Below are 16,495 nucleotides of genomic sequence, written 5' to 3' on the forward strand. Positions count from 1 at the left end.
CGTTAAGGATTTACTTCTTGACGTCGCACGTGTGGCCGAGTTGACTTCCAGCCACCTCGGCCGCAACGACGCGGCCTCGTCAGGGAGGTTTCTGAAGTGAACACGCGTATGCGTCGTGCCGCCGTCGCCATTGCCGCTGGTGCGATGGCCGTTTCGCTTGCCGCCTGTGGTAGCGCCAAGGACTCCGGCAAGGACGACTCTTCCTCGTCGTCGTCGGCCAAGAAGGGCGACGACATCAAGGTCGGCCTGCTGCTGCCCGAGAACAAGACCGCGCGCTACGAGAAGTTCGACCGCCCGCAGATCGAGAAGAAGATCAAGGAGCTGACGAACAACAAGGCGGAGATCCAGTACAACAACGCCCGCCAGGACGCCAACCTCCAGGCCCAGCAGGTCGACACGATGATCACCAACAAGGTGGACGTGCTCATCCTGGACGCCGTGGACGCCAAGGCCATCCAGAACTCGGTCCAGAAGGCCGTGGACGCGGGCATCAAGGTCGTCGCCTACGACCGTCTGGCCGAGGGCCCGATCAGCGCCTACACCTCGTTCGACAACGTGCAGGTGGGCAAGACCCAGGGCGAGGCCCTGCTGAAGGCCCTGGGCAGCAAGGCCACCAAGTCCTCCAAGATCGTCATGATCAACGGCTCGGTCACCGACCCGAACGCCAAGCAGTTCAAGGAAGGCGCCCACTCCGTCCTCGACGGCAAGGTCACCGTCGCCAAGGAGTACGACACCAAGGAGTGGTCGCCGGACAACGCCAACTCCGAGATGGAGACGGCGATCTCGGCGATCGGCGCGAAGAACATCGCGGGCGTCTACTCCGCCAACGACGGCATGGCCGGCGGTGCCATCACCGCCCTCAAGGCCGCCGGCATCTCCGTGCCGGTCACCGGCCAGGACGCCGAACTCGCCGCGGTGCAGCGGATCGTCACCGGCGAGCAGTACATGAGCGTCTTCAAGTCCTACCCGCAGGAGGCGCAGATCGCCGCCGAGATGGCCGTCGCGCTCGCCAAGGGCGAGAGCCTCGACTCCATCGCCAAGGACAAGGTCTCCAGCGGCAGCGCGAAGGACGTCCCGTCCGTGCTGGTCCCGGTCGTCTCCCTGACCACGGACAACATCAACGAGACGGTCGTCAAGGACGGCTTCTACACCGTCGCCGACATCTGCGCGGCCAAGTACAAGTCGGCCTGTGACAAGATCGGCCTCAAGTAAGCGGCCCAGGTCCCTTCCAGAGCACGGTGATCAGCCCTTGAATCCCGTGCGGGACAGGACTGCTCCAGACTCCACCGGCGCCCCGCGTATCAGTCAGCCCCGCAAGCTCGGCGCGGGGCGCCGGATGGAACTCCCCCAAACTTCTGCACAACCTTCCGCCGGGTCAGGCGGCGAAGGAGATGGTTCACGTGTCCGCTACGCCCGTGCTGGCGTTGCGCGGGGTCTCCAAGCGGTTCGGTGCCGTTCAGGCGCTCACCGACGTAGAGCTTGAGGTCCACGCCGGTGAGGTGGTCGCCCTGGTCGGCGACAACGGCGCCGGAAAGTCCACGCTGGTCAAGACGATCGCCGGCGTGCACCCCATCGATGAGGGCGTCATCGAATGGGAAGGCAGGCCCGTCCAGATCAGCCGGCCGCACGACGCCCAGAGCCTGGGCATCGCGACGGTGTACCAGGACCTGGCGCTGTGCGACAACATCGACGTCGTCGGCAACCTCTTCCTGGGCCGCGAGCTGAAGCGGCGCGGCGTCCTCGACGAGGTCGAGATGGAGCGCCGCTCCCGCGAACTGCTCACCACGCTCTCGATCCGCATCCCCAGCGTCCGCATCCCGATCGCCTCGCTCTCCGGCGGTCAGCGCCAGACCGTGGCGATCGCCCGGTCCATGCTCGGCGAGCCCAAGCTGGTCATCCTCGACGAGCCCACCGCGGCCCTCGGCGTCGAGCAGACCGCCCAGGTGCTCGACCTGGTGGAGCGGCTGCGCGAGCGCGGCCTCGCCGTCGTCCTCATCAGCCACAACATGGCCGACGTCAAGGCCGTGGCGGACCAGGTCGCGGTGCTGCGCCTGGGCCGCAACAACGGCGTCTTCGAGGTCAAGACGACCTCGCAGGAAGAGATCATCTCCGCCATCACCGGCGCCACCGACAACGCCGTGACCCGCCGTGCGGCGCGCGCGAACGGGGAGGTTTCCCAGTGAGCATCGACAAGACCTCCGCGACCCCGCAGGACCAGACCGCCGTCGAGAACCCCGAGGCAGCCGCCGCCGCGGTGACCGCGGTCGACCCGCGCCTCCTGGTGCGCGAACAGGGCCTGGCGGGCTACCTCGGCGAGTTCCGGCGCAAGATGAAGGCCGGTGAACTGGGCTCCATCCCGGTCGTCATCGGCCTGATCGTCATCTGCGTCGTCTTCCAGAGCCTGAACTCCAACTTCCTGTCCGCGCAGAACCTGAGCGACATCACCGTCACGATGGTCGGCACGGGCATGATCTCCGTCGGCATCGTCTTCGTGCTGCTGCTCGGCGAGATCGACCTGTCGGTCGGCTCGGTCAGCGGCGCGGCCAGCGCCCTCGCGGCCGTCCTCGCGGTCAACCAGGGCTGGCCCGAGTGGCTGGCCGTGCTCACCGCCATCGCAGCGGGCCTCGCGATCGGCGCGGCGCACGGCTTCTTCTTCGCGGTGCTCGGCGCCCCCGCGTTCGCCGTGACCCTGGCCGGCCTGCTGTTCTGGCTCGGCTTCATGCTGAAGGTGCTGGGCGAGAACGGCACGATCAACCTCGACGGCGACGGTCTGATCGGCAAGCTCACCACGTACTTCTTCTCCGACGTGGCCGCGGCCTACGGCCTTGCGCTCGTCGTGGTCGCCGTGTTCTTCGTCACCTCGTTCCTCGGCAACCGCCGCCGCGAGGCCGCGGGCATCCCGTCCCGGCCGCTCAGCGACACGCTGGTGCGCACGGTCCTGCTCGCGGTGGCCTCGTTCGCCGCCGCGTACATGTACAACCAGTACAAGGGCCTGCCGCTGGCCACGGTGATCTTCCTCGCCTTCCTGATCGGCACGGACTTCCTGCTGCGCCGCACCGCCTACGGCCGCAAGATCTTCGCGCTCGGCGGCAGCGTGGAGGCGTCCCGGCGTGCGGGCATCAACGTGACCGCGGTACGGATCTCCGTCTTCGCCATCTCGGGCGGGTTCGCGGCGATCGGCGGTCTGTTCCTGGCCTCGAAGATCGCCTCGGCGAACCAGAGCGCCGGCACGGGTGACCTGCTGATGAACGCGATCGCCGCGGCCGTCATCGGCGGCACCAGCCTCTTCGGCGGGCGGGGGCGTACCTGGAACGCGTTGCTCGGTGTCCTGGTCATCGTGTCGATCCAGTACGGGCTCCAGCTGGAGTCCATCGCCGAGCCGGTGAAGTACATGATCACCGCGGCGGTGCTGCTGACCACCGTGGTCATCGACTCCGTCACGCGGAAGACGCAGAAGACGGCCGGCCGCGCGTAGCGCTCCGCTGGGTTTGGCCGTTGGTGTGGGTGACTGTGCCCGGTGCCGTTTTGGTGCCGGGCGCTGTCGTGTTCTTCGGCGGTTGGTGTTTGGGTGCGGGTGGGTGGGGGCGTGTCTTGTTTGTTCGGCTGCGGGTGGTGTGTGGCTGGGCGCGCAGTTCCCCGCGCCCCTTTCGGGGGGTGCGGTTGTTTTGTGGGTGCGGGTGGTGTGTGGCTGGGCGCGCGGTTCCTCGCGCCCCTTTCGGGGGGTGCGGTTGTTTTGTGGGTGCGGGTGGGGTGGGGGTGGGTGCGCGGTTTCTCGTGCCCCTTGGGGTGGGGGTGTGGGGGGAACATTAGACTCGGTGGGCCCGGTAATGGTCGATCAGCTCTATTGCAAGGAGGCACGGGTGCCGTTGCTGACCCGCATCAGGGGACCGCGCGATCTGGACCGGCTCAGCCTGGAGGAGCTGGACCAGCTGGCGCAGGAGATCCGGACCTTCCTCGTGGACGCGGTCGCCAAGACCGGCGGCCACCTCGGGCCCAACCTCGGTGTGGTCGAGCTGACCATCGCCCTGCACCGGGTCTTCGAGTCCCCGAAGGACAAGGTCCTGTGGGACACCGGTCACCAGTCATATGTGCACAAACTGCTCACCGGACGGCAGGACTTCTCCAAGCTGAAGATGAAGGGCGGCCTGTCCGGCTACCCCTCGCAGGCCGAGTCCGAGCACGACGTCATCGAGAACTCGCACGCCTCCACGGTCCTCGGCTGGGCCGACGGCATCGCCAAGGCCAACCAGCGGCTGCGGCGCGATGCCCACGTCGCCGCCGTCATCGGTGACGGGGCGCTCACCGGCGGCATGGCCTGGGAGGCCCTCAACAACATCGCCGACGCCAAGGACCGCCCGCTGGTCATCGTCGTCAACGACAACGAGCGGTCGTACGCGCCGACCATCGGCGGCCTCGCCAACCACCTCGCCACGCTGCGCACGACGGACGGCTACGAGCGTTTCCTGGCCCGCACCAAGGACCTCCTGGGGCGCACCCCGGTCGTCGGCAAGCCGCTGTACGACACGCTCCACGGCGCCAAGAAGGGCCTCAAGGACTTCATCGCGCCGCAGGGCCTGTTCGAGGACCTGGGTCTGAAGTACGTCGGCCCGATCGACGGCCACGACATCGAGGCGCTGGAGTCCGCGCTGTCCCGCGCGAAGCGGTTCGGCGGCCCGGTCATCGTGCACTGCCTCACCGAGAAGGGGCGCGGCTACCAGCCCGCCCTCCAGGACGAGGCCGACCGCTTCCACGCCGTCGGCAAGATCCACCCCGACACCGGTCTGCCGATCGCCAGCTCCGGCGCCGACTGGACCTCGGTGTTCGGCGACGAGATGGTCGAGCTGGGCCGGGAGCGCGAGGACATCGTCGCCATCACCGCCGCCATGCTCCAGCCCGTCGGCCTGGAGAAGTTCGCCAAGGAGTTCCCGGACCGGGTCTACGACGTCGGCATCGCCGAGCAGCACGGCGCCGTGTCGGCGGCGGGCCTGGCGCACGCCGGGGTGCACCCCGTCTTCGCCGTGTACGCCACCTTCCTCAACCGCGCCTTCGACCAGGTGCTGATGGACGTGGCCCTGCACAAGTGCGGGGTGACCTTCGTGCTGGACCGGGCCGGGGTCACCGGCAGCGACGGCGCCTCCCACAACGGCATGTGGGACATGTCGATCCTCCAGGTCGTGCCCGGCCTCCGGCTCGCCGCCCCGCGCGACGCCGACCAGGTGCGCGCCCAACTGCGGGAGGCCGTCGCGGTCGAGGACGCGCCGACCGTCGTGCGCTTCTCCAAGGGCGCCGTCGGCCCCGCCGTACCCGCCGTGGGCCGCGTCGGCGGCATGGACGTACTGCGCGAGCCCGGCACCGCCACCCCGGACGTGCTGCTGGTCTCCGTGGGCGCGCTCGCGCCGATGTGCCTGGAGATCGCCGGCCTGCTCGACAAGCAGGGCATCTCCACCACCGTCGTCGACCCGCGCTGGGTCAAGCCCGTCGACGAGGCCATGGCGCCGCTCGCCGAACGGCACCGGGTGGTCGTCACCGTAGAGGACAACTCCCGCGTCGGCGGCGTCGGCTCGGCCGTCGCCCAGGCCCTGCGGGACGCGGGCGTCGACATGCCGCTGCGTGACTTCGGCATCCCGCCGCGCTTCCTCGACCACGCCTTGCGCGCCGAGGTCCTGGCCGAGATCGGGCTGACCGCACCCGACATCGCCCGCCAGGTCACCGGGCTCGTCGCCCGGCTGGACGGCCGCTTCGAGGCGCCCACGGCCGACATCGACCCGGTGGAGCGGGCCCGCGACTGAGCACCCGGACGGGCCGGTTCCGCCACGGCGAAGAGTGGCGGAACCGGCCCGTTTGCGTGAATGTGCCCGTTGCGGGGCATACGTTCCACGCCCCCTCTCGATCAAGTCGAGGACGCCGAGCGTGGGAGGTATGCCGTGAGCACCACCGTCTTCCGGACGAAGAAGGTCGAGCAGTCCATCCTCGATACCGAGGAGCCAGAGCACGCGCTCAAGAAGTCCCTGTCCGCGCTGGACCTGACGGTCTTCGGCGTCGGCGTCATCATCGGCACCGGCATCTTCGTCCTGACCGGCAAGGTCGCCAAGGAGAACGCCGGACCCGGGGTCGCGCTGGCCTTCGTCGCCGCCGGCGTCGTCTGCGCCCTCGCCGCGCTCTGCTACGCCGAGTTCGCCTCCACCCTCCCGGTGGCGGGCTCCGCGTACACCTTCTCGTACGCCTCCCTGGGCGAGCTGCCCGCCTGGATCATCGGCTGGGACCTGGTCCTGGAGCTCGCGCTCGGTACGGCGGTGGTCGCCGTCGGCTGGGCCGGGTACATCCGGGCGCTGCTGGACAACGCGGGCTGGCACCTGCCGGCGTACCTCGGCGGCCGGGAAGGGGCGCACGGCTTCGGCTTCGACATCCTCGCCGCCGTGCTGATCCTGGTGCTCACCGGCATCCTCGTGCTCGGCATGAAGCTGTCCGCCCGGGTCACCAAGCTCGTCGTCGCCATCAAGGTGACCGTCGTCCTCGTCGTGATCGTCGCCGGTGCCTTCTTCATCCACGCCGGCAACTACAAGCCGTTCATCCCGAAGGCCGTGCCGGCCACCGCGGGCGGCGATCTCAAGGCGCCCCTGATCCAGCTGATGGTGGGCTGGGCGCCCGCCAACTTCGGGGTGATGGGCATCTTCACCGCCGCCTCCGTCGTCTTCTTCGCGTTCATCGGCTTCGACGTCGTCGCCACCGCCGCCGAGGAGACCAAGAACCCGCAGCGGGACATGCCGCGCGGCATCCTCGGCTCCCTGCTCGTGTGCACCGTGCTGTACGTGGCGGTGTCCGTCGTCGTCACCGGCATGCAGCACTACACCCAGCTCTCCGTCGACGCCCCGCTCGCCGACGCCTTCAAGGCCACCGGGCACCCGTGGTTCGCCGGGGTCATCAGCTTCGGCGCCGCCGTCGGCCTGACGACCGTCTGCATGATCCTGCTGCTCGGCCAGACCCGGGTGTTCTTCGCGATGAGCCGCGACGGGCTGCTGCCGCGCTTCTTCTCCCACGTCCACCCGCGCTTTCGCACCCCGCACCGGCCGACCATCCTGCTCGGCGTGGTCATCGCGGTCGTCGCCGGCTTCACCAGCCTCAGCCAACTCGCCGAGCTGGTGAACATCGGCACGCTGTTCGCGTTCGTCGTCGTCGCGGTCGGCGTGGTCATCCTCCGCCACACCCGGCCGGACCTGCACCGCGCCTTCCGTACCCCATGGGTGCCGGTCATCCCCGTGCTGTCCGTCGCCGCCACCCTGTGGCTGATGCTGAACCTGCCCGCCGAGACCTGGCTGCGGTTCGCCGTCTGGATGCTGCTCGGCTTCATCGTCTACTTCCTGTACGGCCGCACCCACAGCCGCCTGGCCCGCCGCGAGGACGCCCCGGCCGTACCCCCGTCCCGGGGCACGCGCGCGTGAACCCCCGTCCCGGGCACGCGCGCGAGCGGGGGAACACACGGTGATCGACCCGCTCGCCGACCCCGCCCCGTATGTCCCGCTTCGGCGGAGAGTGCGGGGCCGGATAGCGTGCTCACCATGCTCGCCCCGCCGCTCGCCCCCTCACGGTCCGCAGCCGTACGGACGGCGTACTGGGCGCGGCTGCTGCCGCTGCTGGCGGCGCTCGCCTGCGTCACCCGGGTGCCGTCCTTCGCCCGGCCGCTGTGGAACCCGGACGAGGGCTACCTCGCCGTACAGGCCCGGATGCTGGCGCGCGGCGGGCGGCTGTACGAGACGGTCGTGGACCGCAAACCGCCGCTCGTGCCCTGGCTGTACGAGGGCGCGTTCGCGGTCTTCGGATCGGGTTCGCTGACCCCGGTACGGGTACTGGCGGTCCTCGCACAGCTGTGCACCGCGCTGCTGCTGGCCTCCCTGGCCCGGCGCCGCTGGGACGACACCGCCGGGCGCACCGCCGGGGTGCTGTACCTGCTGGTCTCCGTCGGGCTCAGTCCCGAGGACGCGCAGGCCGCCACCTTCGAGGTGTTCATACTGCCCTGCACCGCCGCCGCGATGTGGTGCGCTGACCGGCGCCGCTGGGGTGCGGCCGGGGCGGCGGTCGCCTGCGCCTTCCTCGCCAAGCAGACCGGTGGGGCGGTGCTGGTGCCGGTGGTGTGGCTGCTGCACCGGTGCGGCGCGCCGCCGGGCGGTGTGCTGCGGCTGTCGGCGGGGACGGCGGCGCCGGTGCTGTGCGCGGCCCTGCTCACCGACCCGGCGGGCTTCGTCTTCTGGACCGTCACCGGTTCCGGCGCGTACGCCTCCTTCACCGGTTCCGAACTGCATGTGCTGGTCCGTGCCGTGGCCAACACGGCGATCCTGGCGGTGGCCTGCGCGGGGCTGATCCCGCCGGTGGTCCGGGCGCTGCGGGTGGCGCGCACCGGCGCGAGGGACCTGTGGCTGTGGCTGGCCTCATCGGCCGCCGCGGTCGCCGTGGGTTTCCACTTCTTCGGCCACTACTACCTGCAACTGACGCCCGCGATCGCCCTGTTGGCGACCGCCGCGCTGCAGATCCTGCCGCGGGGGCGGCTGGTGGCCGCGGTCCGCGCCACCAGCTGCTGCTGCGTGCTGTTCCTGACCTGGGGGTGGCTTGCGCCACGCGCCGACCTCGGACACGCCCAGCGGCTCGCCGCCGCGGTCGGCGACCGCACGGCGCCCGGCGACCGGGTCCTGGTGTGGGGCATACACCCGGAGACGTACTGGCTCGCCGCGCGCACGCCCGCCAGCCGCTATCTCACGGCCGGACTGCTCACCAACTACAGCGGCGGCCGCAACGGGCCCCAGGTGGGCGAGAAGTACGCCGTCCGGGGCGCCTGGCCGGTCTTCCGGGCGGAACTGGCCGCGCACGCGCCCGCCCTGGTCGTCGACGACTCCCGCGGCAAGCCGTACGCTCCCGCACGGGTGCCCAGCCTGCACCGCCTGCTGACCACCGAGTACGAACGGGTCGGCGAGGTGGACGGCGCGGTGCTGTACGCGCGGGTGACGGGGGAGTAGAGCGGACGCGGCGACGCGGGCGGCACCGCGGTGGGCGGTGCCGTGGCGGCCAGTGCTGTGGCGGCCGGTGCCGTGGCGGCCCGTGGCGGCCCGGGGCGGCGCTGGGTGTGGTGGGTGTGGTGCCGTGGTGGCCCGGGGTGGGCGCTGGGTGTGGTGGGTGTGGTGCCGTGGTGGCCCGGGGTGGGCGCTGGGTGTGGTGGGGGTGGTGGCGTTGGGTGCGGGCGCGGTGGTGCCGTGGTGGTGGAGGTGGTGCGGGTTGTGGCGTTGGGTGGTGCCGTGGTGGTGGGTGCGGTGGGGGCCGCTGCCTCGGGGCGCGTGGGGTCCGTTCAGCCCAGTGCGGCGCGTGGGCCGGTCACCTCCGCCCCCAACTCCGTGACCCGGCGGCGGAGTTCACGGTCGGCTGTGATGACGAGGCGGGGGCGGTGCGGATTCCCGGCGACGAGTTCGACCACACGGTCGTCCCCGCTGCCCGCTGCCGCCTCCACCCGCACCCCGGGCACCGACGCCACGTCGCGCGCGGCGCCCTCCACGACGAGCACGATCTCCACGGGGGCCGGACGGCCGGGCAGCCCGTCGGCGGCCAGCCGGTCCCGCAGCCGCTCGGCGGCGCCCTTCCGGTCCCGCCACCAGCCGTCGGGCACCGACCCGACCACGTTCGCCCCGTCGACGACCACGAGCACCGCAGACCCTACGTCCATACCTCCAGCGTCCCACGGAGCCTCCGGACCCGCCCGCGCCGCCCCTCGCGGGACGCGGTACGCCGCGACCCGGCCCGGCCGTGAGCAGGGCGGGGGTGCCCCGGGGGACCGGGGGAGGGCGGCTTAGAGTGAGGTGGTGAACGGCGATTGGCTCATACGTGGCCGAGACGGTCGGCTCAGTGTGTACCTGCTGTCGGACGACGCCGTCCTGTGCCGGGCTGAACGCGGACCGGACGGGCCCTGGGGCGCCCCGCGCAAGGTGGGCGGCGACCAGAAGCTGCACCCCGTCCTCGCCTTGGGGCAGGGCCGCGACGGCTACGCCCACCTGGTCTCCTGGCGCCCCACCGCCAAGGGCGAGTCAGGGCTCGTGCACTCCACCCACTTCCGCCCGCACCTCGCCGCCCTCGACTGGAACCCGATCGGTCACCCGAACAAGAAGGGCCCCCGCACCGGAACACCCGCGGTCGCCGTCGACGCGCAGGGCCGTGCCCATGTCTTCGTCCGCAACAAGGGCGGCGGCATGAGCCTGCTCGCCCAGAAGGAGAAGGGCGGCTGGGGCCCCTGGCAGGACCTCAAGGGCCGCGACGTCCAGGACGAACCGGCGGCTGTGACCGGGGAGTCGGGCCGCGTCGAACTGTACGCGGCGGTGCCCGGCGGCGTCCTGTACTGGCGTCAGGAGGAGCCGGGCTCCCGGCCGGTCCTGGAGGAGGCGATCCAGGCACCGGTCCGGCCGGGCACGCTGTACGCCCTCGCCACGTCGCCCGACGCCACGACCCTCTTCTACACGGACGACTCCGGCCACCTGTGCGCCTGGCGCCCCGGCGGTCCGCCCGCCGCCCTTCTGCCGTCCGCCGGTCCCGGCCCGGTCTGCGCGGTCCGCTGCGAACTGGACGGCCATGACTGCACGTTGCTGGCCCAGCGCTCGGCCAGTGGCCGTGTCGCCTTCGCCGCCTACCCGACGGAGCAGGAGTCGGCGGGCGCCTGGTGGACCGAGTCCGGTCCGCGGCTGCCGGCGGACGCCGCGGTGTCCCTCGCGACGGACGCGCGGGGCAGGGTGAGCGCGGCGGTGTTGTCCCCGTCCACCGGGCGGCTTCTGCTGACCCGTCGCAAGGCCGAAACGGGGCTTGCGCTGGAGGCTTGGCGCAGCGCGTAAGCGCTCCGCTGGGTGTGCCGCTGTGTGCCGTCGGTTGTGTGCGGCGCCGTTGTGGTTGGTTGCGCAGTTCCCCGCGCCCCTTGGGGTGTGTGCTGCCGTCGGTTGTGTGCGGCATCGTCGTGGTTGGTTGCGCAGTTCCTCGCGCCCCTTGGGGTGTGTGCTGCCGTCGGTTGTGTGCGGCTGTCGTCGTGGCTGGTCGCGCCCGCGCGGCGGAGCCGCATATTGACACAGCCCCGCGCCCCTTGGGGTGTGTGCTGCCGTCGGTTGTGTGCGGCTGTCGTCGTGGCTGGTCGCGCAGTTCCCCGCGCCCCTTTGGGGCGGGGCCTGCCGTCGGTTGTGTGCGGCTGTCGTTGTGGTTGGGCGCGCCCGCGCGGCGGAGGCGCAGATTGATACAGCCCCGCGCCCCTTGGGGGCGGGTGCCCGCACCCCCGCTTGGGGGTGCGGGCACCCGAAAACGGTCGGCGTTTCGCTACGCCGGGACGTCGGCCACGCCCGGGGTCAGGAAACGCTTGCCGTTGGCGCGGGTGGAGATGCCCTCGCGGTCCAGGTACGGTGTGATGCCGCCCAGGTGGAAGGGCCAGCCGGCGCCCGTGATGAGGCACAGGTCGATGTCCTGGGCCTCGGCGACGACGCCCTCGTCGAGCATGAGCCCGATCTCCTGCGCCACCGCGTCCAGCACCCGGGCCCGCACCTGCTCCTCGGTCAGCACGACGTCGCCCTGCTTCAGGAGCGCGGCGACCTCGGGGTCCAGCTCCGGCTTGCCGCTGTCGTAGACGTAGAAGCCGCGCTTGCCGGCCTCGACGACGGCCGCGAGGTTCGGGGAGACCGTGAAGCGGTCCGGGAACGCCTTGTTGAGGGTCTGAGAGACATGCAGGCCGATCGCCGGGCCGACCAGTTCCAGGAGGACGAGCGGCGACATCGGCAGGCCCAGCGGCTCCACCGCCTTCTCCGCGACCTCGACCGGCGTGCCCTCGTCGATGACGTTCTGGATCTCGCCCATGAAGCGGGTGAGGATGCGGTTGACGACGAACGCCGGGGCGTCCTTGACCAGGACCGCGGTCTTCTTCAGCTTCTTGGCCACGGCGAAGGCGGTCGCCAGCGACGCGTCGTCCGTCTGCTCGCCGCGCACGATCTCCAGCAGCGGCAGGACCGCGACCGGGTTGAAGAAGTGGAAGCCCACGACCCGCTCGGGGTGCTTCAGCTTCGACGCCATCTCCGTGACGGACAGCGACGAGGTGTTGGTGGCGAGGACGGCGTGCTCCGGGGCGACCGCCTCGACCTCCGCGAACACCTGCTGCTTGACGCCGATCTCCTCGAAGACGGCCTCGATGACGAAGTCCGCGTCGGAGAAGCCCTCGGCCTTGTCCAGGACACCGGTCACCAGCGCCTTGAGGCGGTTGGCCTTGTCCTGGTTGATACGGCCCTTGCCGAGCAGCTTGTCGATCTCGGCGTGGACGTAGCCCACACCCTTGTCGACGCGCTCCTGGTCGATGTCCGTGAGGACGACGGGCACTTCGAGGCGGCGCAGGAAGAGGAGGGCGAGCTGCGAAGCCATCAGGCCCGCGCCCACCACGCCGACCTTGGTGACCGGGCGGGCCAGGTTCTTGTCCGGGGCGCCGGCGGGACGCTTGCCGCGCTTCTGGACGAGGTTGAACGCGTAGAGGCCGGCCCGTAGTTCGCCGCCCATGATGAGGTCGGCGAGCGCCCGGTCCTCGGCGTCGAAGCCCGGCTGGAGGTCGCCGCTCTTCGCGGCGGCGATGATGTCGAGGGCGCGGTAGGCGGCCGGCGCCGCGCCGTGCACCTTGCCGTCGGCGACGAAGCGGCCCCTGGCGACGGCCTGGTCCCAGGCGTCGCCGCGGTCGATCACCGGGCGTTCCACCTCGATCTCGCCCTTGATCACCTGGGCCGTCCAGACCAGCGACCGCTCCAGGAAGTCGGCGCCCTCGAAGATCGCGTCGGCGATGCCCAGGTCGTAGACCTGCCGGCCCTTCAGCTGCTTGTTCTGGTTGAGGCTGTTCTCGATGATGACCGAGACGGCCTTGTCGGCGCCGATCAGGTTGGGCAGCAGGGTGCAGCCGCCCCAGCCCGGCACCAGGCCAAGGAACACCTCGGGCAGCGAGAAGGCGGGGACGGCCTCGGACACCGTGCGGTAGGAGCAGTGCAGTCCGACCTCGACGCCGCCGCCCATGGCGGCACCGTTGTAGTAGGCGAAGGTCGGCGCCGCGAGGTGGGCGAGGCGCTTGAACACCTCGTGACCGCCCTTGCCGATGGCGAGCGCGTCCTCGTGCCTCGTCAGCAGTTCGATGCCCTTGAGGTCGGCGCCGACCGCGAAGACGAACGGCTTGCCGGTGATGCCGACGCCGACGATCTCGCCGTCCGCGGCCTCCTTGCCGACCTGGTCGATCGCGGCGTTCAGGTTCGCCAGCGAGGCCGGGCCGAAGGTGGTCGGCTTGGTGTGGTCAAGGCCGTTGTCCAGCGTGATCAGCGCGAAGCGGCCGGCGCCGGACGGCAGGTCGAGGTGGCGCACATGCGCCTGCGTGACGACCTCGTCGGGGAACAGCTCGGCCGCACCCTTCAACAGATCCGCGGTGGTGCTCACTTGTCCCCCTCGAAGTGCGGGTTCTCCCAGACGACGGTGGCGCCCATGCCGAAGCCGACGCACATGGTCGTCAGGCCGTAGCGGACGTGCGGCTGCTCCTCGAACTGGCGGGCCAGCTGCGTCATCAGCCGGACGCCGGATGAGGCCAGCGGGTGGCCGAAGGCGATGGCGCCGCCGTACTGGTTGACGCGCTCGTCGTCGTCCGCGATGCCGTAGTGGTCGAGGAAGGCGAGCACCTGGACGGCGAATGCCTCGTTGATCTCGAACAGGCCGATGTCGGAGATGGACAGGCCCGCCTTGGCGAGGGCCTTCTCGGTGGCCGGGATCGGGCCGTAGCCCATGACCTCAGGCTCGACGCCCGCGAAGGCGTACGCGACGAGGCGCATCCTGACCGGCAGGTCGTGCGCGCGGGCGAAGTCCTCGGCGGCGATGATCGAGGCGGTGGCGCCGTCGTTCAGTCCGGCCGCGTTGCCTGCGGTGACCCGGCCGTGCACCCGGAACGGCGTCTTCAGGTTCGCCAGGTTCTCCAGCGTGGTGCCGGGGCGCATCGGCTCGTCGGCGGTGACCAGACCCCAGCCGGTCTCGCCCGCGTCCGGGGTGGTGCGGCGCACCGAGACCGGCACCAGGTCCTGCTGGATCCGGCCGTTGGCGTACGCCTTGGCGGCCTTCTCCTGCGAGCGCACCGCGTACGCGTCGGCGCGCGACTTGGTCAGGTGCGGGAAGCGGTCGTGCAGGTTCTCCGCGGTCATGCCCATGAACAGGGCGGACTCGTCGACCAGCTTCTCGGAGACGAAGCGCGGGTTCGGGTCCACGCCCTCGCCCATCGGGTGGCGGCCCATGTGCTCCACACCGCCGGCGATGACGGCGTCGTACGCGCCGAAGGCGATCGAACCGGCGGTGGTGGTGACGGCGGTCAGCGCGCCGGCGCACATCCGGTCGATCGAGAAGCCGGGCACGGACTGGGGGAGACCGGCGAGGATGCCGGCCGTGCGGCCCAGGGTCAGGCCCTGGTCGCCGATCTGCGTGGTCGCGGCGATGGCGACGTCGTCGATCTGCTTCGGGTCCAGACCGGGGTTGCGGCGCAGCAGCTCCCGGATCGCCTTCACGACGAGGTCGTCGGCGCGGGTCTCGTGGTAGATGCCCTTCGGACCCGCCTTGCCGAACGGGGTGCGGACGCCGTCGACGAAGACGACGTCCCTGACGGTACGAGGCACGATGGCTCTCCTCCAGGGTGCGGGATGGCACTGCCGCGCGACGCTGAGCGTGCGCTCAGAACCCATGCTACTTATCAGTAACGTGACTGCCCAGTCCCGCAGGCTACAGCGGTGAAGGTCACACATTCGGCGGCGCCGTGCGCCGTGCCGTCCCAGGATCTTGGCGCGATCTCGACGTCGATGTTCCCGACGCTCCCGCTTGCCGGGTGTTCCCGGCGTCCCGCGTGCCAAGTGTTCCCGGCGTCCCCGCGTGCCCGGTGTTCTCGGCGCCCTGGTGTTCCAGGCGTGCCCGGTGTTCCGGGCGTTCCCCCCTGGGTGCGAACGAATGAGCCGCCCGCGGCGGCTAGGAGGGCACCTGGCCGGTCTCGGGCCTGGCCGAGAGCGCGGCCACGAGTGCCGGTGTCACCTGCTCGATCTGCCACGGTCTCGCCCCGTACCCGGCGAGGGCCGCGGCCACGGAGTCCGGGCCGGCCGGCTTGGGCGGCTCCCAGCACAGCCGCCGCACGGTGTCCGGCGCGATCAGGTTCTCCTGCGGCAGGCCGAGCCGTTCGGCCAGCGCCGAGACCGCGGCGCGGGCCGCGGACAGCCGGGCGGCGGCGGCCGGGTCCTTGTCGGCCCAGGCCCGCGGCGGGGGCGGCCCGGTGACCGGCTGCCCCGGCTGCGGCAGCGCGACCTCCGGCAGCGCCCTGGCCCGGTCCACCGCGGCCTGCCACTGCTCCAGCTGGCGCCGCCCGGTGCGATGGCCGAAACCGTTCAGTGCCGCGAGCGCGTGTGCGGTGCCCGGCAGGGCGAGCGCCGCCTCCACGATGGCCGCGTCGCTGAGCACCTTGCCCGGCGAGATGTCCCGCCGCTGGGCGATCCGGTCCCGTGTCTGCCACAGCTCGCGCACCACGGCGAGCTGGCGCCGGCGCCGCACCTTGTGCATGCCGGACGTGCGCCGCCAGGGCTCCTTGCGGGGCTCGGGCGGCGGCGCCGAGGCGATCGCGGCGAACTCCTGGAGGGCCCAGTCCAGCTTGCCCTGCCGGTCCAGCTCCTTCTCCAGCGCGTCGCGCAGGTCGACGAGCAGTTCCACGTCCAGGGCGGCGTAGCGCAGCCACGGCTCGGGCAGCGGCCGGGTGGACCAGTCGACGGCCGAGTGGCCCTTCTCCAGGACGAAGCCCAGGACGCCCTCGACCATCGCGCCGAGGCCGACCCGCGGGAACCCGGCGAGCCGGCCCGCCAGTTCCGTGTCGAACAGACGGCTTGGCAGCATGCCTATGTCGCGCAGGCACGGCAGGTCCTGGGTGGCGGCGTGCAGCACCCACTCGACGCCGGACAGTGCCTCGCCGAGCCCGGACAGATCGGGGCAGGCGACCGGGTCGATCAGCGCGGTCCCCGCGCCCGCGCGGCGCAACTGCACCAGATAGGCCCGCTGGCCGTAGCGGTAGCCGGAGGCGCGCTCGGCGTCGACGGCGACGGGGCCGGTGCCTGCGGCGAAGGCGGCCACCGTCGCGGCCAGCGCGGACTCGTCGGCGATCACGGGGGGAACGCCCTCACGCGGTGCGAGCAAAGGGATCGGCGCCCCCGCCGCAGAAGATCCGCCGTCGTCCGGAGGGGTCCCTCCGGTGGTGCGCAGTGGCATGTCTGCTGCGGTCTCTTGGGCGTCGGTCACCTGTCAAGGGTATCCGTGTATCGAAGGCGCCCGTCGACGGAACGTTCCGTCGACGGGCGCCGGGGGGTCGTAAACAAGTCAGGACGGTAGGAGGGCCAGGAAGACAACGACATGATCGGCGGGGGACACCGCCGGTGACCTGCTGACGGTCCCGCGCACGCGGGTGCGGGGCCGG

General features: G+C 71.3%; 11 protein-coding genes. 7 read left to right on the forward strand and 4 right to left on the reverse strand.

The features are described from left to right. Positions 1–108: 108 nt before the first annotated feature. The 6 genes from AC27LF_RS04875 to AC27LF_RS04900 all read left to right on the forward strand — a co-directional run bounded on the left by AC27LF_RS04875 (position 109) and on the right by AC27LF_RS04900 (position 9,005). On the forward strand, positions 109–1,212 hold the full coding sequence (locus AC27LF_RS04875; protein ID WP_479659743.1) for a substrate-binding domain-containing protein: 1,104 nt from the start codon (positions 109–111) through the stop codon (positions 1,210–1,212). 179 nt (positions 1,213–1,391) lie between these two features. Further along, complete coding sequence (locus AC27LF_RS04880) at positions 1,392–2,183, forward strand: ATP-binding cassette domain-containing protein (RefSeq protein WP_404040216.1); 792 nt, start codon at positions 1,392–1,394, stop codon at positions 2,181–2,183. After that, the gene (locus AC27LF_RS04885; protein WP_479659729.1) at positions 2,180–3,475 is read left to right on the forward strand and encodes a sugar ABC transporter permease; all 1,296 of its coding nucleotides are present in this window, start codon (positions 2,180–2,182) and stop codon (positions 3,473–3,475) included. The genes AC27LF_RS04880 and AC27LF_RS04885 overlap by 4 nt, the downstream gene beginning before the upstream one ends. A 385-nt stretch (positions 3,476–3,860) precedes the next feature. Then, the gene (gene dxs / locus AC27LF_RS04890) at positions 3,861–5,789 is read left to right on the forward strand and encodes a 1-deoxy-D-xylulose-5-phosphate synthase (RefSeq protein WP_479659728.1); all 1,929 of its coding nucleotides are present in this window, start codon (positions 3,861–3,863) and stop codon (positions 5,787–5,789) included. 135 nt (positions 5,790–5,924) lie between these two features. Next, entirely contained in the window at positions 5,925–7,439 is a 1,515-nt protein-coding gene (locus AC27LF_RS04895; protein WP_479659727.1) for an amino acid permease, read from the forward strand. 117 nt (positions 7,440–7,556) lie between these two features. Next, positions 7,557–9,005 carry an ArnT family glycosyltransferase gene (locus AC27LF_RS04900; RefSeq protein WP_479659726.1) on the forward strand — a complete coding sequence of 483 codons (1,449 nt, stop codon included), beginning with the start codon at positions 7,557–7,559 and terminating at the stop codon, positions 9,003–9,005. 326 nt (positions 9,006–9,331) lie between these two features. Here the strand turns inward: AC27LF_RS04900 and AC27LF_RS04905 are convergent, their stop codons facing one another. After that, positions 9,332–9,703 (reverse strand): PIN domain-containing protein, encoded by a 372-nt coding sequence (locus AC27LF_RS04905; protein WP_479659725.1) that lies wholly within the window; start codon positions 9,701–9,703, stop codon positions 9,332–9,334. Positions 9,704–9,839: 136 nt separating this feature from the next. On the opposite strand from AC27LF_RS04905, the gene AC27LF_RS04910 reads away from it, so the two are divergent. Next, positions 9,840–10,856, forward strand: coding sequence for a PLL family lectin (locus AC27LF_RS04910; protein ID WP_479659724.1), 1,017 nt, complete (start codon positions 9,840–9,842; stop codon positions 10,854–10,856). Between the two features lie 469 nt (positions 10,857–11,325). On the opposite strand, the gene AC27LF_RS04915 is transcribed toward AC27LF_RS04910, so the two are convergent. The 3 genes from AC27LF_RS04915 to AC27LF_RS04925 all read right to left on the reverse strand — a co-directional run bounded on the left by AC27LF_RS04915 (position 11,326) and on the right by AC27LF_RS04925 (position 16,320). Beyond that, positions 11,326–13,455: a 3-hydroxyacyl-CoA dehydrogenase NAD-binding domain-containing protein gene (locus AC27LF_RS04915; RefSeq protein WP_479659723.1), complete on the reverse strand. Its 2,130-nt coding sequence runs from the start codon at positions 13,453–13,455 to the stop codon at positions 11,326–11,328. Beyond that, entirely contained in the window at positions 13,452–14,669 is a 1,218-nt protein-coding gene (locus tag AC27LF_RS04920; RefSeq protein WP_479659722.1) for a thiolase family protein, read from the reverse strand. Before AC27LF_RS04920 ends, AC27LF_RS04915 begins: the two co-directional genes overlap by 4 nt. Positions 14,670–15,012: 343 nt before the next feature. Further along, a complete protein-coding gene (locus tag AC27LF_RS04925; RefSeq protein ID WP_479659721.1) occupies positions 15,013–16,320 on the reverse strand; it encodes an HRDC domain-containing protein in 1,308 nt (435 codons plus the stop codon). Positions 16,321–16,495 lie beyond the last annotated feature (175 nt).

The sequence above is a fragment of the Streptomyces diversicolor genome (assembly GCF_057537855.1).

Coding starts and splice junctions, on each gene's coding strand:
- AC27LF_RS04905 (WP_479659725.1), bottom strand. CDS start 9,703: ATGGACGTAGGGTCTGCGGTGCTCGTGGTCGTCGACGGGGCGAACGTG.
- AC27LF_RS04880 (WP_404040216.1), top strand. CDS start 1,392: ATGGTTCACGTGTCCGCTACGCCCGTGCTGGCGTTGCGCGGGGTCTCC.
- AC27LF_RS04875 (WP_479659743.1), top strand. CDS start 109: ATGCGTCGTGCCGCCGTCGCCATTGCCGCTGGTGCGATGGCCGTTTCG.
- AC27LF_RS04900 (WP_479659726.1), top strand. CDS start 7,557: ATGCTCGCCCCGCCGCTCGCCCCCTCACGGTCCGCAGCCGTACGGACG.